Raw genomic sequence first — 24451 nt, 5'->3', positions numbered from 1 at the left:
GGTTAATACAATACAGTGAAGATGCGCGTTATGACTCGCAGGTCACTCTATTTTGCCGAATCGGCACCATAAGGGGTTATTCGACCAACGACCAGTCCAGCGGCGTTCCGCGCGGGATAGCCTTACAGGCACGGCGGCCCAGAAGGGTTTCCGCGTGTTTTGGAGCCAACCCCAGCCCCGGACGAATGGCTCGCAGATTAGCGACAGTAAAGGGTTCGCCGGCAGCCATGTCCCGGGTCACGTAGAGCGAGCGGCGGTACATCAGAGACTTTCGCTCGGCGTCCGTCACACCGTAATGCACATGCCCCATGGCCTGCCACGCGCGCTCGGTTTCTATCACCAGGCTGGCGAGCTCCGCCGGCTCCAGCGAAAAACTGGCGTCCACGCCACCGGCACTACGGTCGAGAGTGAAGTGCTTTTCCACCACCGTCGCCCCGAGAGCCACCGCGGCCACAGACACACCGACGCCCATCGAGTGGTCAGACAGCCCGACTTCACAGCCAAACAATTCGCGCAAATGAGGAATCGTCCGCACGTTGCTGTTGGCGGGCGTCGCCGGGTAGGTGCTGGTGCACTTGAGCAACACCAGATCCTTGCAACCGGCTTCGCGGGCGGCACGCACGGTTTCGTCGAGTTCAGCAATGCTGGCCATGCCGGTAGAAATAATCAATGGCTTGCCGGTCGCAGCGACCCGACGAATCAACGGCAGGTCCGTATTCTCGAAACTGGCGATCTTGTAGGCCGGCACGTCGAGTCTTTCGAGGAAGTCCACTGCGGTGCCATCAAACGGCGTGGAGAACGCGAGCATGCCCAGCGCCTTGGCGCGGGCGAAAATCGGTGCGTGCCACTCCCACGGCGTATGCGCTTTTTCGTACAGCGCGTACAAGGACGATCCGGCCCACAGACTGTTCGGGTCCTTGATGAAGAACTCGCCCTCGGACAGGTCCAGGGTCATGGTGTCGGCTGTATAGGTTTGCAGCTTCAAGGCGTGCGCACCCGCCTTGGCTGCGGCATCGACGATTTGCAGGGCCATGTCCAGTGACTGGTTATGGTTGCCACTCATCTCGGCGATGATGAACGGCGGCGCATCGGCCCCGATCAAGCGGTCGCCAATTTTGAAGCTAGTCATTGCAGTGATCCTTTAATACGCGCGTGAACGCGCAAGCATTCTGAGTGAAACCGGCTTCGCGAAATACCTTCAGCGACGGCTGGTTCTCTGGCACCACTTGAGCGGTGATAGTCCGCAGTTGCGGCCAATGGGTGGTCACGAAAGCCTCGCCCCGAGCCAGCAGCGCCCTGCCCCAGCCCAGGCCGATGCGATCTTCAAACAGATAAATCGAGACTTCAGCTTCAAATTCGCACAAGTCATAACGCAACACGCCCACCGGGCCGTCATCCGCCTCGGCGATCAACAGCAGACGCTGTGCATTGTTCAAACTGACGGCCAGCCAGTTTTGATGCGACGACCATTCGATCAGCCCGGTCTCCTGCGACCAGCGCCGTACCGCTTCGGCATTACGCCCATCGAACAGAAGCTGTGCATCGTCGGTGGTCGCGGGGCGGATCAGCAACACTGCGCCGGCCAGGGCGGCCGCCACCCGCTGTGCGCCCCGACCATCCACCAACTGGCGCGAATGCTCGGCCAGACTCTGGCGTATCCCAGGATTGCTCGCGACAAAACCTATGGCCTGACGCAATTGTTCGACGCTCACCTGCTCACGGGGTCCCAGGTACACATGGGCGCCCGAGGCCGCCATGACCTCTCCGTTGGCCTGCTGATTATTCGAGACCGCAATGCAAATCGTCGGCAACCCCAGGGCCGCCCGCTCCCAACTGGTTCCCCCACCGGCGCCGACGAAGAGGTCGGCCTCGGTCATCAGGCGGTAGAAATCGCTGACAAAACTGTGCAAGCGCCAGTTGGGATGACTCGCCGCCATGGCCATCATCTTGTCCCATGCCGGGTTATCGGCACCGGCCACGAAATCAACTTCCAGCGCATGGAAATCGGCCATCGCCAACATCGCGTGATAAGTCTGCATCGCCGCATCGAAACCGCCGAAATTGACCAGCACCCGTTTTACCTGGGGCTTGATCGCAATTGCCGGGCAGCAGAACTCATCGCGCAGCATCGCGAATCGCGGGCCGAACAACGTCTGGCAACCGGGCTCAAGCAGCGAACCATAAGCCTCTGGTGTACCCGACAGGTTCTGGTTGAGCAGCAGGTCGACGGCGTACTGGCGAGTGGCGAGGTCGTCCACCGCGGCGATCCGTGGCGCCCAGCGCCGGGCCGCCGTCTGCCATTGATGATCGAGCCCATAGTGGTCGACGATGATCCAGTCGAATGCCGGATGGTTTTCCAAGGCGTGCGCCAGCGCGTCGATGTCCGCCTGCCACGGCAGCATGGATTCGATGGCTTGTTGCGGGTCTTCGTCGGGATAACGATCGGGCAGCGCAAAGGTTTCGAAGCCTTCGGCTGCCAGCATGTCCAGCCGATGCCCCGGCAGTTGGCGGCATGCAAAAGCAACATGTGAGCCCTGTTTGCGCAAAACCCTGGCCAACGGCAACAAACGAGCGATGTGCCCGCTGCCAATGGTGGGCGACGCGTCGGAGCGGATCAGCACTCTCATTGCAACTCACCACCGGCCTTCAGCGCCGCGTACAAGTATTCGGCGCGTGTCCAGTCTTCGAGGGTGTCGATGTCCTGCACCAGATGCCGCGGCAGGATCACCGGCAGGCTCGCAGGGGAAAACAACACGTCGCCGCGCAACCAGGCCTCGCTGCGCCCCCAGTAGAACTGACCGGCGTCCTGAAAGGCTGCGGGCAGATCCTGCGACCGGGTGTTGCGGAACTCGGGGTACAACGATGTCAGCGCGCCCTGCTCGTCGAGGGTCAAGGCGCGCTGCACGGGAAAGCCGAAATCGGTCACGGAAAACGCGAAGGATTTTTCCGGATGCTGCTCCAGCAGTTCAAGTCCCTGACGCAGAAACCGTACCTGCAACAGCGGTGCGGTAGCGTAGATGCAGCAGGCATAGTCGAACGCGGGTAATTGATTCAAGGCATGAACGATCACCGCGGCGGTGCCGGTGAAGTCGTCGGCCAACGACGCCGGACGCAAGAACGGCACCTGAGCCCCGTGAGCCCGCGCGACCTCGGCGATTTCTTCATCGTCGGTGCTGACGATCACCTGGTCGAACAGTTGCGACTCCAGCGCCGCGCGAATCGAACGAACGATCATCGGTACGCCATCGAACGGCTTGAGGTTCTTGCGCGGGATTCGCTTGCTGCCGCCGCGGGCCGGAATGATCGCAACGCTGCTCACAACACTACTCCTCAAGAACCAGGCGCCGCAGTTGCGCCACCACATAGTCCTGCTGCTCATCGCTCAGCAAAGGAAACATCGGCAGGCTGATGGCCTCGGCGTAATAACGTTCAGCCTGCGGGAAGTCGCCTTCGGCAAACCCCAGGTCGCGATAGTACGGCTGCAAATGCACCGGTATGTAGTGCAGGTTCACACCGACCCCGGCCGCTCGCAAGCCTTCGAACACCTGGCGATGACTGAGGTTGATCCGGTCGGTGTGCAACCGCACCACGTACAGATGCCACGCCGATTCGGCCTCGGGCTGCGCGCCGGGCAAGGTCAGCGACAAGTACGCCAGCGATCGCTCATAACGCGCCGCCAGTTCACGGCGGCGCGCGATGAAGCCATCGAGCTTGTCCAGTTGCGACAGACCGAGTGCCGCCTGCAGATCGGTGATCCGGTAATTGAAGCCCAGTTCCACCTGCTGGTAGTACCAGGGGCCGTGACTGGCTTCGGTCATCTGTTGCGGATCGCGGGTCATGCCGTGGCTGCGCAGACGCTGCAAGCGCTCGGCCAGTTCAGGGCGGTTGGTCAACACCATGCCCCCTTCGGCGCTGGTGATGATTTTCACCGGGTGAAAACTGAACACCGTCATCGCCGCAAATTCGCCGCAGCCCACCGGACGTCCGGCATAGGAAGCACCGACCGCGTGGGACGCATCCTCGATCACCGTAAAACCGTAACGTTCGGCCAGTCCGGCGATCATGCGCATGTCGCAGCTCTGCCCGGAAAACGCTACGGCCACCAGCACCTTCGGCAGCGTACCATCGCGCTCGGCGGCCTCAAGCTTCGACGCCAGTGCGTAAGCGTCGAGATTCCACGTCAGTGGATCAATGTCGACAAAATCCACCTCGGCGCCGCAATAGCGACCACAGTTGGCCGAAGCCAGAAACGTATTCGGCGTAGTCCATAGCCGATCGCCCGGGCCGAGCCCGGCCGCAAGGCAGGCAATGTGCAACGCCGCCGTGGCATTGCACACCGCCACGGCGAAATCAGCCTGGCAACGTTGCGCCAATGCCTGTTCGAAGCGTTCGATGGTCGGCCCTTGAGTGAGCCAGTCCGACTGCAGCACGGCGACCACCGCATCGATATCTGCCTGATCGAGGCTCTGCCGACCGTAGGGAATCATGCCGGCAGTTTCGCGTGCAGATCAGCAATCTGGCCAACCGACAGGTAGTGCGGATTGGTGTCGGACCGGTACTCGAAGTCTTCACTGACAGGCCTGCCCTGCTCGCCCAGTTTGTCGACGGCAAAATCCACGTCGACGCTGGTGAAACGAATCGAGGGTTGAATGGTGTAGTGATCGGCAAACTCCAGGGTCATCCGCGCGTCGTCCAGCGGCACCATCAACTCATGGAGTTTTTCTCCCGGACGAATGCCGACGTTCTTGTGCGGCAAATGTTCAGCCATGCCCAGTGCCAGATCGACGATACGAATCGACGGGATCTTGGGCACAAACACTTCACCACCGTGCATGCGGGCGAAGCTGTCGAGCACAAACTGCACACCGTGATCGAGGGTGATCCAGAAACGCGTCATGCGCTCATCGGTGATCGGCAGCTCCGTGGCGCCCTCGGCGATCAACTTGCTGAAAAACGGCACCACCGAGCCACGCGAACCGGCAACGTTGCCGTAACGGACCACCGAAAAACGGGTGTTCTGGTCGCCGGCAATATTGTTCGCGGCGACGAACAATTTGTCCGACAGCAGCTTGGTCGCGCCGTACAGGTTGATCGGGCTGGCAGCCTTGTCGGTGGACAGTGCGACGACTTTCTTCACGCCGTTGTCGATGGCCGCGGCAATGATATTTTCCGCGCCGTTGACGTTGGTGCGGATGCATTCGGTCGGGTTGTACTCCGCCGCCGGCACTTGTTTCAGTGCCGCGGCATGCACCACGTAATCGATGCCGCGCATGGCCTGGCGCAGACGGTCGGCATCGCGCACATCACCGAGGAAGTAACGCATGCACGGCGCGTTGAACGTCTGTTGCATCTCGTACTGTTTGAGCTCATCGCGCGAGAACACCACCACCCGCTTCGGCTGATATTGCTCCAGCAGCCGGCGGATGAAGTTGCGCCCGAACGAGCCGGTACCGCCAGAGATGAAAATCGATTTACCGTTGAACATGCCTTGAGTCCTTGTACCTGTCAGTCAGGCTTATGCGAGCAACTGCGCCCAGTTCACCGGGGCCGGTTCACTCAGGGCAAAGCCCTTGCCGGTCAAGGCCAGGTTGTTGTTGTAAGCCTCGTCGTGCGCGAAACGCGCCTGCCACTTGTCGCGCAGGGCCGCCACTGCCTGGGGAGCGTCCGGCAAGGTGCCCGGGTGGGCGATTTGCACTTGCGGCGTCCACACCGTGAGCAAGCCGGCGTCGGCGACTTTCAGGCACAGATCGACATCGGCGTACACGTCATCGAAATGCTCCCGATCCAGACCGCCGAGTGCGTCGAATACGTCCTTGCGAATCATCAGGCATGCACCGCTGACAGCCGCGTAATTCTGCTCGACGAGCAGTCTGCGCATGTAGCCCGACGCGTCCTTCTTCTCACCGATGAAGGGCGAAGCAATCCCGCCGTTGAGCCCCAGAATCAACCCGGCACCGGTCACGCTGCCTTCGCGGTCCACCAGCTTGGCACCGACCACGCCGACTTCGGGACGCTGGGCCTGATTGAGTAGCGCCTCGATCCAGTTGGCGTTGACCACTTCGGCGTCCGCCGCCAGCAGCACCAGGTATTCGCCTTGAGCCTCGCCGGCTGCGAGGTTGATCAGGGCCGACGTGCTGAGACGCTGTTCAGCCTTGACCAGACGAATCCGGCCCCGTCCGTTTCGTTCCAGGCTGTCCAGCCAGGTGTGAAGCTCGGCGGACTGGCTGTGGTTATCGGCAATGATAACTTCGTTGTTTTGATAGCGCGTGCGCTGCAAGACACTGACCAGGCAGCGCTGCAAGTGCTCCAGGTTGTCCTGGCTGTGGATGATGACCGATACCTTCGGACGCCCCGCATGACGGTATTCGATACGCAAACCTGCCGATGCTTCGGCACTGACCTGGGCTTGATAACCGCGGGTCACCAGATGACGGACCAGCGTCTGACGCTCGTGTTCGTTGGCTGTCGACTCAGGAGCGGCGGTGATCAGCAACGGCTCGGCCAAATGGGCAAGGCCGGCCAGGCCACCGGTTTCGATCAGGCGCAGCAGCAGGTCGAACTCGAGCGCCGAGGCGAACTCCCGGGCAAAACCGCCGACTTCTACCAGCGCTTCGCGGCGAATCAGCCAGTGCCGTGCGATGAGTGACGGCAGGCTCTGCAGCAGGTCGAGGTTGAAGGCTGGCCGGAACACATCGACCAACGTGCCATTCTCCTGGCGATGAATTTCGTCCATCGCCACCGCACGGCAACCCTCGGCGCCTTGCAACTCGAGGCTGGCACGCAGGAAGCCGGCAGCGGTGAACTCGTCACCCGCCTCGGCCAGCAGCAACCAGTCCGAAGTCGACTGACGAGCGATCTGGTTCAGCTTGTCGACGTAATTGGCCACCGTGACCTTGACGAAATGCAGGGTGTTTTGTGCCGTGGTGACTGCCGGCAAGTCGCCCGTGGTGAAGATCACCACCTTGAACGCCCGGAACGCACTTTCCATGAGGCTGTCCAGAGTGACCTGAAGCTTGTCCATGTCTGCGTCCAGATCGAGCAACAGAATGCCGAACTGAGGGCCCCCTTCGTTGGCCGCCAGGTGCTGGTTGATTTTGCGCACCGCGGTGTCGTTCGGTTGCCGGGCCTGCAGCCAGTTTTGCAGACGACCCGACGGCATTGTGTCGAGCAACTGACGGCTGTCGAAGGTTGGCACGCTGTCCAGACGCTCAACCCAGTCGGTCAGTATCCGGGCATCAGCGGCTTCATCCATATCCAACAGCTGCTGCGCCAGTTTCTGCATCACCCGACGGTTGAACGCTCCCAGGCCAACGGCTTCAATCAGACGGGTCTGGATGGTCGCCGGAGTGTCATTGGAATAGGTGCGCTGCAACGCTTCCTGCTTGAGCAACGCGCCTTCCATTTCTTCGAGTTGCAAGCGTCCCGCCGGCATCGAATGAAGCAGGAATTCGCACTGCGTCAGTTGGTCGAAGAAGGCACTGTTATAGAACGGCATTTCAACGTATTGCTGAGGGCCGAAGACCCGCTTCGGCCCTATCGTCGGATCCGTCCAGTAAGACTCGAAAATCGGCTCGATGGTCAGCGCGTTGCGTTTCGTCAGGCTCTCGGCGAGGGCGGCAAAACTTTGCAGCGCAATCTGCGCGGTCTGGTGTTCATCCAGACCTTTGATGCCGGTCGGCAGCGATGCCAGGAAGCCGGCAAAACGCTCACGGTCGGCGACAGACCGGGCGTCCTTGAGGGCCAGGGTCGTCATGATCTCGGTGTTGTGATCCGAGCGGCCATAGTTGACCTCACGCACCACGTAAGGAATTGGAAGAATCCGCGCCTTGGCCCGGGCGAGCATGTAGTAGACATGCCCGATCTCCTGCCACTGGAAGATCGTTCCTTCAGGCATCGCGGCATACCAGTCACGTAGCAGCGAAGTCCGATGGACCGCATAGAACGGCGGAATGTACTGGCTCACGTAATCGAGTACACGATCCTGACCGAGCTCGGCGTTGTAGTCCTCGTTTACTTTCTTGTCACGAAGGTAGTACTGCACATAGTTGGAGTGGGTCAGGTACATCAGGCAATAGCCATGGCACAGACCGTAGTCGGGGTTGGCTTCGAGGAAGCTCACCGACTCGGTTAGGCCACCGTGCATCAGGAAATCATCGTCGGAGGCGAAGACCATGTAAGGCGTGGTGACCTGCTCGACGCCGTACACCAGTTTGGCCTGGATTCCCCAGTAGCCGAATTGCGGCAAATGCCGATAGTCGATGGTGTCCGCAACCGCGGCCGCGCCCTCGAGCGCGATGGCCGACGAATCGAGAACCAGGATCTTGCAAGGCAACGTGCTGTAGTACTGCAATGCCCTGCGCAGGAACGTCGGGCGATTGTGTGTAATCAGCACCAGAGTGAACAGTTCACTCAAGGGCTGCATGTTTTCAGAACCGTAAATGCCTTGCATATCCTTCCCCACCACAGACCGATTGCCTGATTAACGCTTGAATAGAGGTGTCGCTTAACGTACTCGGCGCAGGTAGCCATCCGGCGCGACAGTGATCAGCAGCTTGCTGTGAATGGCCTGGTCGATCTCGAAATCACGGTTCTCTTCCAGGTAGGCCCAGACCGCGGTTTTCGGGTTGTCACCCTTGCCCCATGGGCGGTCCGGGAACGCATCTTCCGGCATGTCTTCGACCACGGTGTCCATGACCACGCAATAGCTGCCCACCGAGACCATCGGTGCATACAGGCGCAGCTCTTCGAGCACGTGTTCGTGGGTGTGATTGGAGTCCAGGACCACCAGCACTTTCTTGCCCTGGATGCGCTCGCGCACCTGGTCGACGATGGCCGTGTCGATGCTCGAACCCTGGATCATCTGGATGCGTTTGCTCATCGGGTGAGCTTCGATCGCTTCGCGGTTGTGCTGGCGGATATCGATGTCGACACCCAGCACTTCGCCATGGCCCATCAGTTCCAGGATCGAGGCGTAAAACACCAGCGAACCGCCGTGGGCGATGCCGGTTTCAACGATCACATCCGGACGCAGGTTCCAGATGATTTCCTGCATGGCGACCATGTCCTGCGGGAACTGAATGATCGGCCGGCCCATCCAGCTGAAGTTGTAGGTGTACTTGTGTTTGGCCGTGGTGCCGACCCAGCCCAGCGACTCGGCTTGCAGCGCCTTGTCCTTCTTCAGGCCTTCGATGTTGTCTTTTACTTCTTCGCGAAACTGCTCATGGGGATTCATTGAAACGCTCCAAAAAAAATAGGCAAACGGGTTAGTTGAAGACCTTACCGTCGGGGTAAGGCACCACGTTGGTCTTGATGATCCTGGCGGGATTGCCCGCCACGACTGAATAATCCGGGACATCTTTGGTGACGACGGCGCCGGCGCCGATGGTCACCCAGCGTCCGATACGCAAGCGCGGCAGAATCGTGGCGTTGGTGCCGATGAACGTGCCGTCGCCAATCTCCACGCAACCGGCGATGCATACGCCGGGCGCCATGAACACCGAGTGGCCGATTTGCCCTTCATGCCCCACCACGCTGCCGGCGCTGATGCTGGTGTTGTCTCCCAGCGTCACCTCGGCCTGCATGATTACGCCTTCCTGCAGATAACTGCCCTGCCCCATGCGAATCATGGTCAGGTCAATGCCGGGGTGGATGAACTGGCCCAGCGTTGCACCGGCCTCGACCAGCTGGCGGGTGGTCTCGTAGCGCAGTCGGGTGCTGCCGGTGATCAGGTTGACGAAACGTACGTCCGGCCCCTTGAGCTCACTGACCAACGCCGAACCGCCAATGACCGGAACACCAAAAAACGGTGTCCCGTGTTTGTTCGGGTCATTGTCCAGAAACGCAAACTCGACATTCGGTGTGCTGCGCTTCACCGCGTGCAGCATGCGCACCGCTTCCGGGTTGGCCGCGCCCAGCAAGTACATCTTCACAGTGATTGCCTTTTTGCCAGCAGTGTACGCACCACATCCACCACCCGAGCCTGATCGGCGTCAGTCATGTCGTGATAACTCGGCAGGTTGAACGCACGCTCCGGCAAGGCAAAAGAAACCGGTGTATCAACTACGTGTTCGCTGAACATGGGCAACGACGACAGTGGCCAGAAGAACACGCGGGCGTCGATATCGGCGGCCTGGAACGCGGCGATCATCTCGTCGCGATGAATCCCGGTCCCGGCATCGAAAACCACCGTGGGCATCCAGTAACCGTTGCGGGCATGGGCAGGTTCGGGGTTCAGCGAAACCCCCGGCAGCGATGACAGCGCGCGGGCGTAATTGGCGAATATCGTCCGTTTGCGCTCGATCAGCTCTTCGATCCGCTCAACCTGAGCGCAGCCGACGGCCGCCTGCAAGTTGCTCATCTTGTATTTGAAGCCAATGAACTCTGGCCAGAATTGTTTGGTGCTGCCCGCAACACGACCATGGTTGGACAAGGTCAGGACGCGCTCATACAAGGCTTTATCCGAGGTGACGAAAATGCCGCCCTCGCCGGTGGTCATGGTTTTGGTGCCATGGAATGAAAACGCACCGAACGCCCCCATCGAGCCGGCAGCCTTGCCGCGCCACTGCGAGCCGATGGCTTCGGCGGCGTCTTCGATGACCGGGATACCGTGTTCGCGACCGATCGCCAGCAATGCATCCATGTCACACAGGTTGCCGTAAAGATGAACCGCGAGAATGGCTTTGGTCTTCGGGGTAATTGCCTGCCTGACGAGCTCCGGATCCAGGCACCAGCTATCCGGCAGAACATCGACAAACACCGGCGTAGCGCCCAGATAGGTGATCGGTGCCGCCGAAGCGATCCAGTTGGTGTTGCCCAGGATCACTTCATCACCCGCGCCGATGCCCAGCGCCGCCATCCCCATGTGCAGCGCGCCGGTGCAGCTCGACGTCGCGATGGCATAGGTCGCACCAAGGTGCTCGGCAAACCCGTGCTCGAAACGCGTCAGGTATTCGTAGCAACGCGCGCCCCAACCGTTCTGCACGGCATCCAGGGCATACCGGGCTTCCAGTTCGCCGACACTCGGTTTGGTGTAGTGAATTCTGCTCATTGAATACTCAACTCCGGAACGGCAACGACAAACTGTGCGCCCCACTCTTTGACCGAGGCGAATTGCTGGGTGATTTCAGGCAACAGGTTCCATGGCAGAACCAGGATGTAGTCGGGTTGTTCGAGGGCGATACGCTCGGGCGACACCACCGGAATCCGGCTGCCAGGCAAGAACTTGCCCTGTTTGTGCGGATTGGCGTCGGCGACCCAGGCCAACAGATCAGGCTTGACCCCGGCGTAGTTGAGCAACGTGTTGCCCTTGGCGGCGGCGCCGTAACCGACCACTCGTTTGCCATCGGCTTTCGCCTGCAACAAGAAGCGCAGCAATTGGTGCTTGATGCCCTCGGCGGCTGGCGCGAGGGTCGCGTAGTACTCGGGGGTTTTCACCCCGGCGGTGATTTCGGCTTGCAGTTGCTGAGCAACCGCAGGCTGCACGTCACGACGAACGCCATCGGCACGCTGGACGAAAACCCGCAGCGAACCGCCGTGGGTCGACAGCTGACTGACGTCGAACACTTCCAGGCCGTTGCGTTCGCACAATGTCTGCACGGCGGTCAGGGATAGGTAGGAATAGTGCTCGTGATACAGCGTGTCGAACTGTTGCCCGGCCATCAGCGTCAGCAGTTGCGGAAACTCGAACGTCGCCACGCCGGTCGGCTTGAGCAGGGTCGCAAAGCCGCCGAGGAAGTCATTGATGTCCGGCACGTGGGCCAACACGTTGTTGGCGGCCATCAGATCCGCAGACCAGCCTTCGCTGACCAATTGCGCAGCGGTGTGACGGCCGAAGAACAACTCGCGGATCTCCAGGCCTTTTTCCCGCGCCGCTTGCGCGGTGCTGCGGGTTGGCTCGACGCCCAGGCAAGGGATGCCGCGACCGGCGACGTACTGCAACAGGTAACCGTCGTTGGCAGCGATTTCCACCACACGGCTGTCGGCGGTCAGGCCGAAGCGCTCGACCATCTCGGCGACGTAGCGATCGGCATGCGCCAGCCAGGTGCTGGAGAACGAACTGAAATACGCATACTCAGCGTCGAACAGGCTGTCGGCGCTGGTGTAATCCTCGGTTTGCACCAACCAGCACTGCTGACATACCGCAACCTTGAGTGGCACCCACTGTTCAGCCTGTTCCAGCTGATCGGCACGAACGTAGGCGTTCGACGGCGGCGAAGTGCCGAGGTCGATCAGCGGCAAGGCCAAAGGAGTACCGCAACCACGGCAGTTCATAGACGCACTCCAGCGAAACGTTCATCGAGCAAGGGATGGCTGGCGTCCCTGGCTGACAGATTATTGACAGGCAACGGCCAGGCAATTGCCAGCCGTGGATCGTTCACCGACAAGCCGCCTTCATGCTCCGGCGCGTAGTCGGCGCTGTGCAGGTAAAGCAATTCGGCGTCGTCGGTCAGGGTCTGGAAGCCGTGGGCAAACCCGGCAGGTATGAGCAGGCTGCGACCGTCACCGGCCCGCAGGTGTTCGGCGTGCCAGTGCAGGAACGTTGCGGAGTCGGGCCGCAAGTCCACCGCCACATCCCAGACTTCACCGCGCAGGCAGGTGATCAGCTTGGCTTCCGGCGCGTTGGCATTCTGGTAATGCAGGCCACGCACACTCGCGCGTGCGCGGGTGCAGGAATGGTTGATCTGGCGAATGGAAAACGCTTGGCCGAAGGCGCTCAGGCTGCCCTCGCAGAACAACCGGGCGAAGTGCCCGCGATCGTCTTCGAAGCGTTTGTGCTGCACGCTGAACAAACCCGTCAGCGGCAGTGCCTTCAACGAAAACTCGCTCACAGCGCGCCTCGGTACAGGTTCAACTGACCCAACGTGATGCCACGCATGTCGTCGCCGTTTTGCCAGGCCAGATGCCAGTCGAGGGTCTGGGTCAGGCATTGTTGCAGCGACCAGCGCGGCTGCCAGGCCAACAGTTGGCGGGCGCGGCTGCTGTCCAGGCGCAGCAGGCCTGCTTCATGCAGTTCGCTCGGTTCGATGCGCAATCCGCGCGCTTGTGGCCAGCGGTTGGCAAGCAGTTCGACCACTTCGCCGACGCTGCACATGTCCGCTTCGCTCGGGCCGAAGTTCCACGCACCAGCGAACTCGGGGCCTCGCTCGTAAAGAGCGGCGGCCAGTTGCAGGTAACCGGCCAGCGGCTCCAGCGCGTGTTGCCACGGGCGGACGGCTTGCGGGTAGCGCAGGGTCACCGGCTCGTCGGCGGACCAGGCTTTCAGGACATCGGGAATCAAACGTTCAGGGGCAAAATCACCGCCGCCCAACACGTTGCCGGCTCGGGCCGTGGCCAGGGCCAGACCGTGTTCGGCATACTTCTCGGCCGGGAAAAACGACGCCGCATACGACTGCGCCAGCAACTCGCAGCAGGCTTTGCTGCTGCTGTAAGGATCGTGGCCGCCGAGGGCTTCGTTTTCACGGTAGGGCCACAACCATTCCTGATTGGCGTAGACCTTGTCGGTGGTCACCAGCACGCAGGCGCGTACGCCGCCGACCTGACGGATCGCTTCAAGCAGGTTCAGGGTGCCCATGACGTTGCTGGAGTAAGTCCCCAACGGATCGCGATAACCCTCGCGCACCAACGGCTGGGCCGCCAGGTGCAGGACGATTTCCGGTTGGGTGTCGGCGATCAGTTCAAGCAGGGCCCCCAGGTCACGCAGGTCACCGCGCTGATCGTTGATGCCTTCGTGGACACGTGCCAGCTCGAACAGGCTCGGCTCGGTGGACGGATCAAGGGAAAACCCGCTGACTTTCGCGCCGAGGCTTTGCAGCCACAACGTCAGCCAACTGCCTTTGAAACCGGTGTGGCCCGTCAGCAGAACTCGCTTGCCGCGCCAGAATTCCGGGCTCAGTCCCATTGCTTCCATGGGGCCTCCCCGCTCTGCCACAACTGCTCCAGATGGTTTTTATCGCGCAGGGTGTCCATCGGGTGCCAGAAACCATCGTGCTGGTAGGCAGCCAGTTGACCGCTGCTGGCCAGGCCGACCAAAGGCTCGGATTCCCAAACCGTCTCGTCGGCGGTAATCAGCGGCAGGACCTTGGGCGACAGCACAAAGAAGCCACCATTGATCCAGCCTCCGTCACCGCGCGGCTTTTCAGTAAAACCGCGGACCAGGTGACCGTCGCGTTCCAGTGCGCCGTAACGGCCAGGCGGCTGAACTGCCGTGACCGTGGCGAGCTTGCCGTGGGACAGGTGGAAGTCCACCAGGGCACCGATGTTCAAATCGGACACGCCGTCGCCGTAGGTGAAGCAGAACGCGTCTTCGTTTTCCAGGTAGCGGCTGGCCCGACGCAAGCGCCCGCCGGTCATGGTGTCTTCACCGGTATCGATGAGCGTGACGCGCCATGGCTCGCTGTAGTTCTGGTGAACGTCCATGCGGTTGTTGCACATGTCGAACGTGACGTCAGAGGTGTGCAGGAAGTAGTTGGCGAAGAAGTCCTTGATCGCGTAGCCCTTGTAGCCCAGGCAAATCACGAAGTCATGGATCCCGTGAGCGGAGTACTGCTTCATGATGTGCCAGAGAATTGGCTTGCCGCCGATTTCAATCATCGGCTTGGGTTTGAGGTGCGACTCCTCACTGATGCGCGTGCCCAGGCCGCCCGCCAAAATAACTGCCTTCATCGTCTCCCCTCTTGTTCGTCACAGGGCTCAGCCAAGCTGTATCAAGCTTTTGCAGGCCTTCTGGATAAAACCTTCAATGCCGCTCAGGGCGCTTCTGGATTCACCGGAAGTGCTCGTTTTATGGCGATATCGGGGGGGCTTGCAGGAAACGCGCCAGCTCTTTCGCTGGGGTGGGTGGGCTCTGGCCTTGGGTGTATATCCGTTTTTTCGGTTGTGTCGGCTGGTGGTTTCGCCCTTACGGCGAGTCACTTTCGAAAAGCGCGAAAGTAACCAAAGGGCTCTTGCCCCTTTCGTTCGGTGCCTCGCTGTGGCTCGGCATGCCCTCGCTCCGGTCCTGCTCCGTGGGCCCGCCGCCATCCATGCCGGGTTGCCCACTGCGCAGAACCTCCACTCGGCCTCTCGAGGGGGCGCTCAGATCAAAAGCGGAAGGCGAGCTAACGCTCGGCCTGATGAGTGGTGGGAATCAAAAGCGTACGCCGATCCCTGTAGGAGCCGGCTTGCCGGCGATAGCGGTGGGTCAGTCGCCGCATTTATCGCCTGAAAGAACGCCATCGCCAGCAAGCTGGCTCCTACAAGGGAAATGCAGATGTGTTTGGATAAATACGATCAACTGTAGGAGCCGGCTTGCTGGCGATGGCGGTGGATCAGTCACCTGTTTATTGATTGGACGGACGCTATCGCCAGCAAGCCGGCTCCTACAGGGGATCGGTGTACATATCCGGAATGAGTGAACGCAGCAGTGAAAGAGAACGCGTACGCAAATGAGCCAGGTCGGCTTTCAGGCCGCCTCGGCGGCTGTGGCGGTGGTCGCCCCCTCGAGAGGCCGAGCGCAGGTTCTGCGCAGTGGGCAACCCGGCATGGATGCCGGGTTAGCCGCCCCCGGCCATGGATGGCCGATGGCGGCGGGCCCACGGAGCAGGACCGGAGCGAGGGGACCCTGAGCCTTAGCGAAGGGCCGAACGAAAGGGGCAAGAGCGCTTGGTTACTTGGCGCTTTTCCAAGTAACTCGCCGTAAGGGCGAAACCAATAGAAGCCATAACCGCAGAAACGGATATGCCCCCCTAATCGCAACAGAACCCCGAGATCAACCCGGCAACCAAGCCTCAGCCCAATAATTCAGATTGCTACCCTGCAGCATATAATCGCGCAGCACTTCCTCGCGCAACGCATCACCCATGCGGTAACTCGCATCCGGGTCAGCCAGGTGCATACGAATTGCCTCAAGCCATTCCTCGGTACTGTTACTCACCACCTTGGTACACGGCAGATAACCGCGATAAGCCTCAGTGTCCGTACAGATCACCGGATAACCGCACGCGCCATATTCCAGCAGTCGCAAGTTGCTCTTGCAGTCGTTGAAGATATGAAACTCCAACGGCGCCAAAGCCAGATCAAGGTTCAGGCTCGCCAGTTTGGCAGGGTAAGCCTGCAAGCCAACGGCGGGATGGAACTCATGCACGAAAGGCTTGAGCGCCGGCGGGCACATGCCGAAGAACACCCATTCCACTTCATCCGCCAGCAGACGAACGACATCGGCAATGATCGCCAGATCCCCATCGTGACTGGTGCCTCCGCCCCAACCGACCCTCGGCTTGCGCGACGTACGTCGCTGGCTGCTCAGACCGGTCCACAGATACGGAGCGAGCATGTTCGGCACCACGCGAATATCGTCATGCATACCTTTGAGGGTATCGGCCAGCGGTTGGGTCGACACCACCACCCGGTCGCACAACCCAACTGCACGCCGCACGATTTGTTCAACGCCAACCATGGCCTTGCGCACGTGAGCGTTTTTCTTCGGAACGTCGATGACATAGTCGTCGAGCTCGAAGATCCGGAAAGCCTTGGAGCTGTTTTTGACCCGCTCCACTTCATTCACCGCGCCCTCACTGTAGCGCCCTTGCAGGATGATGACGTCCGGCGACTGGCGCTCCAGCTCAATGTCCGAAGGCGTATGGTAAGAAAGATTACCGAGCACTTGACCCGCAGCTTCCAGCTCCAGAAACGGCTGGGTGACACGGTAATGGCCTACGGCGGTCTCGTTGATCGGGATCGCCAGCACCCGTGGCAGCATGTGACGGGCGAACGGATTCCAGTCGTTCTTGTAACCCGGTTCAAGGCTGAAATTATTGGTGCCCAGGCTCAGGTTGACGTTGTACGCCGGATCTCTTGCGATGATCGGCAGCCAGCGCTGATAAAACCGCTTCTGCTCAGCCAGCAGATCTGACACCACCGGCCCGCTCTCCGCCTCGGCAGCCACGTGGACCGACTCGGCATACGGCGTCCAGACCACCAGATAGCCCTTCTGCTTCACACGCAGGCAGAAGTCAGGGCCGCCGAGTCTTTGGGAAAAGGCCTGCTCGTCAAACCCCTGAAGCTCATCGAACACCTGCTTGCGGACCAGCAGGCACTCGGTTCTCACAGCACTCAAATTCTGCACCGCCTGCTGGCGCTGCATATACCCCGGAGCGGTCATCACCTCCCCGCGCCAAGGCACGCCGACAGGGCCGCGCATCCCCAGCACCAGGGCCGAACCTTCGATACGCCCCTGAGGGCTGACCATTCGGCCACCGACGACGCCCACCTCCGGACGCAAGCCGTGATTCAGCAGCTCCCCAAGCCAGTCACGATTGACGATCAGGCTGTCCGGGCTGAGCAACAGCACGTACTCGCCGCGTGCCTGAGCAACGGCAAAGTTCTGCGCCGCTGCCGGGTTATCAGGGTAATCGCACTGCAGCACGCGCAGTTTTTCACCGCCCATTTGCGACATGGCGGCCAGCCAGTCACGCGCCTCGATCGAGGTGCTTGCGTTGTCGACGATCAACAATTCGTAGTGAGCATAGGCCGTGTGCTCCAGCACACTTTCGATGCAACGCTCAAGCCGACCGAGCTGATCCTGGGCCACCACCACAATGGACACCAGCGGCTGAACGCCATGCTGGTAGTCAATTCGATTGATGAGCGGCACGCTGCCTGGCCGCACCTCGTGTGCCGCACCGATACGATCAAGGTGCGCAGACAGTACGCGGGAGTTCTGCTCGATAACCTGCGGCAGAGCGAGCCATTGCGCCAGGCCGAACGAGGATTCGACCAGCACTTGGGCGACATGCTCCACGACATGCGGGCCGTGGCTTTCGACGAGGCGCCAGACCAGGTCATGAGGACTGAGCTCAGCGAAGTCCGGGGTGAAACCACCCGCGGCTACAAAGCCTTGACGCTGGATGGCCAGTGTCCGCCCGACATAGGGATAACTGCGCAGCAGGTCCAGATTGAAATCGGGCTTGAGGATCGGCTCGACCGACACGTCATTGCGCAAGCCGCCTTCATCGGTATAGATACACAGCGCGTCGGCACTCTCGACCATCCGCTCGGCCAAAAGCAGCAAGGCCAGTTCATTCAGGCGATCACCGGCCCGCAGAAGATAGAACCAGTCCGCACTGTCGGCCTGCATCAGGCCATTGAGTTGCTCAAGCCCGTCGCCTTGCAAGGCCACACGAATCACGTTGCCCGCAAGGGCACTGGTGCAATTTTCACCCGAGAGCACCAACACCCTTTCGGCGCCATAGACCTGCCGTTCGATGCTCTCCAGTGTGACGCCCAGTACCGCATCGTCAGCGTCGGCATCCATCACCACCGGCACAATTCGCGGCTGCCATGCCCACGAGGCAAGACGCGCAGGCAACAGGCGCTGCTGGGCCGGGTTCAGGGTGCGACACGCCAGCCATTGCTGGTACACATCAGCAAAACAGTCACAGTTTTCACCCACCCGCGAACGGATCAACGTCGAGGTAAAGCCCAGGGAACGACCCAGCGCCATTTCTTCCCAGTCATACGGCTCACCGAGGGCGGCGCTGGCCAGATCGATAAAGCGAACATGCCCCGGCGCAGGTGCCGGCTCGCCGCTGCGCACCGACAGCATTTGGGTCAGCCAGCCGAGCTCGACCGCCACGGCCTGTTCGACCTCCAGTTGATTGCTCAGGCGCGCCGGGTGCAAGCGTTCGAAGCTGAGCACCTGTGCGATAACCGCCAGGTTGCCACGACGCAAAAGGCAAACAAACAAGGCGAAATCGAGACGGGCGACAAACCCTTCGCCGACCTGGGTCAACGCGGGCAGATACTCCAGCACCTGATGAGTGCGCATCAGCGCGCCACTCAAATTGCTGAGAAAGTTCAGGGCCGAGCTTTCCAGCACATCCAGCAGGTCTTCACCCTTGAACAGCGTGTCCCCCGAGGCAAAGCTGGAGTTCTCCAGACGCTCGGGAAGCAGAAGGTAATCGCCGTCGCAATACTGACGCAGGGCAATCACCAGATTCACATCGTCATGGTCAATGAAACCCTGCACCTGGCGGGCAATGCTCTCAGGCAGCAGTTGATCGTCATCACAGAGAAGCTTCAGGTACTCCCCGGTTGCCTGCTCGGCGCAGGCCATCAGATTCCCCTTGAACCCCAGGCGTTGTTCATTGCGCACATAACGCAATGTCACGCTTTGCGGCACTGTACAGGCCTGGACCAACTCATGGATTTCGTCGCTGTCGCTGTCGCTGTCGTCACACACGATCACTTCAAGCGACGCATAGGTCTGGTTCAGCGCACTTTGCAGCGCTGCCTTAAAGTACAGCGGGTTGTAGGCGGGAATGGCGATGCTGACAAGAGGAGCTGGTTTCACGGCAGGGGAACTCGCGAGCGGTGGGCGCTCACTCTGGAACGAGTGGAGCAGCCCTGAACCGCTGAAAAATGACGGTTTGCACTCGGGTGTATTGAACCTTCGCGCCTATGGCGCGAAGGCCTTGACTCAGACTTTGTTGAACAACCCCAACTGAGCGATTTTGCTGAACGCCAGTTGCGAGGCTTGCAGCATGGTTTGCTGCAAGGTCAGGCGGGTCATCACCGTGGCCGGGTCCGAATCACGGATCGCGCCCTGGGTCTGCGTGTTGGCCAGCACCAGGCTCTGGTTGATATCGGTCTGAGTCGTCAGCGACGCACCGCGACCACCCACGGAGCTGAGGCCCGAGGTCAACTGGTCAATGCCACTGGTCAGGTTACCGATACCGGAACCAATGGCCGCGTTGAGTGCTTGAATGGCCTGCGGATTGTTGTTGGTCGGCGTCGACAGCGCGGTTTTCAGCTGGGCGACCGTGTCCAGAACGTTCTGCGTCTGGTGAGTGTTGACCGTAACGGAGAACTGGTCACCAGCCTGCATCGACGGTGCGCCGCTCAGCGTAAAGTCGACACCCGATGCGGTGGCGACGTTGCCCGCCAGAACACCGCTGGAAACCGGCTTGCTGCTCGCGGTCAGAGGCGCTGCATACAAGTCGAAAGCCGTGGCGCTGGTGAACTTGAGAACGGCCCCGCCTTCCGGGAAGCTGGCGTGGTAGGCGGCACTGTTGGAGATGCTCGTATTGGTGACGACGTCGCTGGACAGGTTGCCTGGGGCACGGGTCGCATTGAAGCTGTCCGGCTTGGCCGCCAGGGTGAAGCTGTAGGCATTGGGGGACGGAGGCGCCGGAAACACGGTCGCCGGAACGTCGCCCGTCTTCATGTTGATGTTCAACTTCAGGTCAACGCCACGGAAGTTGATTGTCTGTGTGGCGGCACCACCGGAGGAGCTGAACACGCCATTGCCAGAAGCTTCGGCCGTGACGTCATTACCCAGCGAGTCGCGGATTTCCAGCTGCGTAGGGCTGAGGAAATTCACGGTGTAGGGTTCGCCGCCACGGAATTTGGCGTTGTAGGTCACGTCCGAATTCACCTGACCATTGGACAGCACCACGCGACCGCCATCGACGGCCGGCGTCGGCGTGGTCATGGTGGACTGTGTGCGACTGGTGTTGATGGCTTGCTGGAACACAGCCCAACCGGTGCTGTTGGTGGCCATCGACTGGGTGTCGCCAATCGGCAGGTCCAGCGTGACCTGATCACCGTTATAGCTGTAGGTGCCGTCGGTATTACGCGAGAACGGAACGGTATCGCCCTTGGAGCCGGCGAAAATGTATTTGCCGTTTTCGTCCTTGGTGTTCATCAGGCTCAACAGCTGTTCTTCGATCTGGCTGAGTTCCGAAGCGTTGGCCTGGCGGTCGGAATCGGTATAACCGGCGTTGCCGGCACCCAGGGCCAGTTCCTTGGCGCGTTGCAGCACGTTGCCGATACTGGTCATGACGGCTTCAGTCTGGCCAAGCGTGGCCTTGATCGTCGTCATGTTGTTGTTGAACTGATCGAGCATCGAAGCCTGCTGACCCAATTGCAGCAGGCGCGAGGCGCCGACCGGATCATCGGCGGCGGTGTTGACGCGAACCAGGCTGCTTGCCTCTTCGCTGCTCTTGACCACGTTGGCGAAGTTCTTCGAATAGTTGGCAGCCGAGGACTCGTAAAACTGGGCGGTAGAAATGCGCATGGGCTACGACTCCTTAAAGACTGTTGATCAGTGTGCTGAAGATTTCCTGCGCAGCCTTGATGATCTGCGAAGACGCGGTGTAGTACTGCTGATACTTGACCAGGTTGCCGGTTTCCTCATCGAGGTCGACACCCGAGAGCGAGTCGCGCGCGCCCTTGGCATTCGCCAGGATGGCGCTGGTCGCCGCGCTGTCGAGCTTGCCCTGTGCAGCCTTGGAACCCACGCCCTCGACCAGTTTGCCGTAAGCGTCGTTCAGGGAAATGCCTTTGCTGGCCGAACCGGTGTCCACGGTCTGCGCGGTCTGCAAGCCAGCCAGTGCGGTGCCGTTACGGTTGTCCAGGCTGCCCGGCTGAGTGAGCGAGACGTTGATCGCCGCGCCGCTGCTTGGGGCACCGGCGATGGTCATGCTGAAGGCCGCGGAGTACTGGGTCGCGGGCGGAGCCGGGATCGGTGCACCCGCGGCATCCGTGAGCGGAATGCTCAGGTTCAGGGTGTTGGTCTCACCCGGCTTGATGGTACCGCTGCTGATCACCCCACCCTTGGCATCCAGAAACTGGTAGGTCTGGCTGGTGCCGGCGGCGGACACCGCACCAAAGACTATCTTGGTCGGCGTGGAGTTTTTCAGGCCGTTCTGCATCGCGGTGGTGGTCGCCGCGTCGTAGATGTCGAACTTGGTGGTCAGGGTCGGCTGACCGCTGGCCGGGATCGTCAGGGTGCCGCTGCCACTGCCGCTCGCTGCAATCGCCGCGCCCAGCGGTGCCGCGATGGCCAGACGCTTGGAGTCGGTCATCTCGGTCTTGATGTTTTCCGCAGCATCGCGGGTCGGGGTAATCCTGAAGGTGTCGCCCGCCGTGGCAGAAGCCGCGTTGAACTTCATCTCGACGCCGTCGATGACCGGTGCCGTTGCCGGCGCCACCGTGCTGAAGGGGCCCATCGGCGTGTTGTCCGGCAGGCGCTGAACGGTGAAATCGGTCGCAGTGGTGAACGTGACCTTGTAATCGCTGATGGTCAGCTTGCCAGTGTCCTTGATGCTCACATCAAAGTTACCGGCGCCCACGTTGTTCAGGCTGGCGACGCTGCGTTCGGAGACCAGCTTGGCCGAATTGATGTTGTTGAACAGGTTCGAACCGAAGGCGCCGTTCTTGTCGATGCCCTGAGCCTGAAGGCTGTTCATCTGGTCAGCGACGACCAGCGCCACACGGCCCAATTCGTTCATGGCCGGGTCCAGTACGGTGCTGCGATAACGCAGCAACCCGCCGATTTCGCCGCCGGTCATGATCGAGGTGATATCAATGGTGCTCGAACCACGATTGAGTTGCAGCGACAAGCGGCCCGGATCGTCTTTGCCCGGCACCACTTCAAGTTTGTTGACCGTATTACCCATGACCAGCGGCTGACCGCTGCCCAGGTAAATGTCGAGATTGCCTTCACGCTCCACCACTTGCGCACCGGTGAAGGTCGCCAGCTGGCGCACGGTTTCGTTACGGGCGTCGAGCAGCTCGTTCGGCATGCCGCCGGAACTGGAAACTTCGGAGATCTTCTGGTTCAACTGCGCCACGGTAGCGGCCAGCTTGTTGACCTGATCCGCCATGTTCGTCAGGTTGCCGTTGATATTGGCATTCTGCTGGGTCAACTGCGCGGAGACCGAGTTGAAACGGTTGCTCAAGGCCTGGGCATCGCTGAGCAGCAACTGGCGGGACGCGTCGTCACCCGGCTTGGCGTTGACGTTCTGCACCGAGGCAAAAAACTTGGTCAGTGCGCCGTTCAGGCCGGTGCTGGTGTCGGAGAGCAATTTGTCCAGCGGCGTGACCTGATTCAGGTAGGCGGCCGAATCGCTGTTGAGCGAGGTGGTGGTCTGCAACTGCGCATCAAGGTAGCTGTTGTACACGCGACGCACATCGGCCAGGGTCGTGCCGGTGCCGATGTAGACATTGCCGAACTGCTGCGAGGCCTTGGTGCCCTGCACTGTTTGCTGGCGCGAGTACCCGGCGGTGTCGACGTTGGCAATGTTGTTGCCGGTGGTCATCAACGAGGATTGGCCTGCGGCCAGACCCGACATCCCGATATTGAGCAAACTCATGGTTCGACCTTAATCCTTGTGCCTATAAAGGCGTGGTGGAAACGCCCGCCGCAGCGTAGTTCTGGTAACTCGTCATCTGCTTGGCTATCTGCGAAATCTTGCTCGCGTAGTCCGGGTCGGTTGCGTAACCGGCCTTTTGCAACTCGCGTACAAACTGTTCTGGGTTATCGGCCGACTTCACGACATCTTGATAGCGATTGTTGGTTTGCAACAAAGTCACAAGGTCATGGAAGCTGTCCTTGTAAGAGCCATAGGAACGGAACTCGGCCGTCTCCTTGACCATCGCGCCATTTCGGAATTCGCTGGTGATCGCCCGCGCCGAATCGCCCTTCCAGTTGCTGCTTGCCTTTATGCCGAACAGGTTGTGGCTGCTGCTGCCATCCTGTGCGCGCATGACCGATTTGCCCCAGCCGGTTTCCAGCGCCGCTTGAGCCACCAGGTAACGCGGATCGACACCGATGCGCTCGGCGGCTTCCTTGGCCATCGGCAACATGGTGTTGACGAACTGGTCGGCAGAACTGAAGGTTTTTTTCGCTGGAGCCAACGGTATCTGAGCGATGGCACGACCATGAATCTGCAAGCCGGTGTTCGCTGATGCTTGCGCAGTCGCCAGCCAGTCACCGTTGAACAAAGGCCCCGAACCGGTCGGCGTGGTGCGCTCTGGCAATCTAGGGTTATTGAGCGTCGCGGCGGTCGTCGTCGCCGAAGGCACCAGGCCCGCCAGCAAGCGGTCAGCCAGTTTCGGCGGCAACGCCAGGCGCCGCTGATTGATCAGCGCCATGTCGTTGCGATGTGCGCCCTCGCCTGCCGCCTGTGGAGTGCTGATCGAGCGCGAAGCCCACAACGGACGTTGGCCATTGACTCGCGACAGCGGCCCGTTGGTCCCGACCGTGCCCGCCGCCACCGGCGTCTGCACCGCCGCTTTTGCCGCTTCCTGCTTGGCCGCCGACAGCGTTGCCGCTTCGCCCGGCGCCAGTGGTTTGTTCTTCGACATCTGGCGCATCAGTACGTCCGCCAGACCAATACCACCGCCCTCGCGGGACATGGAAACGGCCAACTGCTGGTCGTACATTTCCTGGTACTGCTTGGCCGCCGGCGTGTTGAGCGGATTGCCCTCGGCCAGCGTGTAGGTCGCCTTGCGCATGGACTTGAGCATTTCACCGAGGAACAGCGACTCGAATTCCTGCGCCACCTTGCGCAGGTTTTCGTCACTGTTCTTGTCGCCGACCTTGAGCTGATTCAGACGATTGAGGTCCGAATAGGACCCCGAATCGGCGCTGCTGACCAGACCACTCTTGTGCATATCCATGGTCGCCGGC

The 24451-nt window shown here is 60.8% G+C and carries 17 protein-coding genes; all 17 read right to left on the bottom strand.

The annotated features are described in order from the left end of the window. Positions 1-76 precede the first annotated feature (76 nt). The 17 genes from pseI to flgJ all read right to left on the bottom strand — a co-directional run bounded on the left by pseI (position 77) and on the right by flgJ (position 24441). On the bottom strand, positions 77-1129 hold the full coding sequence (pseI, locus tag IB254_RS22985) for a pseudaminic acid synthase (RefSeq protein ID WP_192419594.1): 1053 nt from the start codon (positions 1127-1129) through the stop codon (positions 77-79). Then, complete coding sequence (pseG, locus tag IB254_RS22980; RefSeq protein ID WP_192419593.1) at positions 1122-2627, bottom strand: UDP-2,4-diacetamido-2,4,6-trideoxy-beta-L-altropyranose hydrolase; 1506 nt, start codon at positions 2625-2627, stop codon at positions 1122-1124. The genes pseI and pseG overlap by 8 nt, the downstream gene beginning before the upstream one ends. Beyond that, complete coding sequence (pseF, locus tag IB254_RS22975) at positions 2624-3319, bottom strand: pseudaminic acid cytidylyltransferase (RefSeq protein WP_192419592.1); 696 nt, start codon at positions 3317-3319, stop codon at positions 2624-2626. Before pseF ends, pseG begins: the two co-directional genes overlap by 4 nt. 4 nt (positions 3320-3323) lie before the next feature. Beyond that, positions 3324-4487 (bottom strand): UDP-4-amino-4,6-dideoxy-N-acetyl-beta-L-altrosamine transaminase, encoded by a 1164-nt coding sequence (pseC, locus tag IB254_RS22970; protein WP_192419591.1) that lies wholly within the window; start codon positions 4485-4487, stop codon positions 3324-3326. Beyond that, on the bottom strand, positions 4484-5485 hold the full coding sequence (gene pseB, locus IB254_RS22965; protein WP_008044619.1) for a UDP-N-acetylglucosamine 4,6-dehydratase (inverting): 1002 nt from the start codon (positions 5483-5485) through the stop codon (positions 4484-4486). The genes pseC and pseB overlap by 4 nt, the downstream gene beginning before the upstream one ends. A gap of 30 nt (positions 5486-5515) precedes the next feature. Further along, positions 5516-8449: a glycosyltransferase family 2 protein gene (locus IB254_RS22960; protein WP_192419586.1), complete on the bottom strand. Its 2934-nt coding sequence runs from the start codon at positions 8447-8449 to the stop codon at positions 5516-5518. Between the two features lie 54 nt (positions 8450-8503). Further along, positions 8504-9232, bottom strand: a complete 729-nt coding sequence (locus tag IB254_RS22955) for a cephalosporin hydroxylase family protein (RefSeq protein ID WP_192226020.1) — start codon at positions 9230-9232, stop codon at positions 8504-8506. A 31-nt stretch (positions 9233-9263) separates the two neighbouring features. Then, positions 9264-9929: an acetyltransferase gene (locus IB254_RS22950; RefSeq protein WP_192226018.1), complete on the bottom strand. Its 666-nt coding sequence runs from the start codon at positions 9927-9929 to the stop codon at positions 9264-9266. After that, positions 9926-11047 (bottom strand): DegT/DnrJ/EryC1/StrS family aminotransferase, encoded by a 1122-nt coding sequence (locus IB254_RS22945; protein WP_192419585.1) that lies wholly within the window; start codon positions 11045-11047, stop codon positions 9926-9928. Before IB254_RS22945 ends, IB254_RS22950 begins: the two co-directional genes overlap by 4 nt. Beyond that, positions 11044-12270 carry a class I SAM-dependent methyltransferase gene (locus tag IB254_RS22940; protein WP_192226014.1) on the bottom strand — a complete coding sequence of 409 codons (1227 nt, stop codon included), beginning with the start codon at positions 12268-12270 and terminating at the stop codon, positions 11044-11046. Before IB254_RS22940 ends, IB254_RS22945 begins: the two co-directional genes overlap by 4 nt. Further along, positions 12267-12827, bottom strand: coding sequence for a dTDP-4-dehydrorhamnose 3,5-epimerase family protein (locus tag IB254_RS22935; RefSeq protein ID WP_192226012.1), 561 nt, complete (start codon positions 12825-12827; stop codon positions 12267-12269). The genes IB254_RS22940 and IB254_RS22935 overlap by 4 nt, the downstream gene beginning before the upstream one ends. Continuing rightward, positions 12824-13906 carry a CDP-glucose 4,6-dehydratase gene (gene rfbG, locus IB254_RS22930; protein WP_008044634.1) on the bottom strand — a complete coding sequence of 361 codons (1083 nt, stop codon included), beginning with the start codon at positions 13904-13906 and terminating at the stop codon, positions 12824-12826. The genes IB254_RS22935 and rfbG overlap by 4 nt, the downstream gene beginning before the upstream one ends. After that, positions 13888-14661, bottom strand: a complete 774-nt coding sequence (gene rfbF / locus IB254_RS22925; protein ID WP_192419584.1) for a glucose-1-phosphate cytidylyltransferase — start codon at positions 14659-14661, stop codon at positions 13888-13890. The genes rfbG and rfbF overlap by 19 nt, the downstream gene beginning before the upstream one ends. Before the next feature lie 1084 nt (positions 14662-15745). After that, positions 15746-19327 (bottom strand): glycosyltransferase, encoded by a 3582-nt coding sequence (locus tag IB254_RS22920; protein ID WP_192419583.1) that lies wholly within the window; start codon positions 19325-19327, stop codon positions 15746-15748. Between the two features lie 126 nt (positions 19328-19453). Next, positions 19454-21052, bottom strand: coding sequence for a flagellar hook-associated protein 3 (locus IB254_RS22915; protein WP_192419582.1), 1599 nt, complete (start codon positions 21050-21052; stop codon positions 19454-19456). Positions 21053-21065: 13 nt separating this feature from the next. Beyond that, a complete protein-coding gene (flgK, locus tag IB254_RS22910; RefSeq protein ID WP_192419580.1) occupies positions 21066-23132 on the bottom strand; it encodes a flagellar hook-associated protein FlgK in 2067 nt (688 codons plus the stop codon). Positions 23133-23154: 22 nt separating this feature from the next. Then, the gene (gene flgJ / locus IB254_RS22905; RefSeq protein WP_192419579.1) at positions 23155-24441 is read right to left on the bottom strand and encodes a flagellar assembly peptidoglycan hydrolase FlgJ; all 1287 of its coding nucleotides are present in this window, start codon (positions 24439-24441) and stop codon (positions 23155-23157) included. Positions 24442-24451: the final 10 nt, after the last annotated feature.

The sequence above is a fragment of the Pseudomonas sp. PDM03 genome, assembly GCF_014852385.1.
Classification (GTDB): Bacteria; Pseudomonadota; Gammaproteobacteria; order Pseudomonadales; family Pseudomonadaceae; genus Aquipseudomonas; species Aquipseudomonas migulae.
The sequence above is the reverse complement of the archived record's forward strand: the minus strand, read 5'-3'. Positions and strand labels throughout refer to the sequence as shown.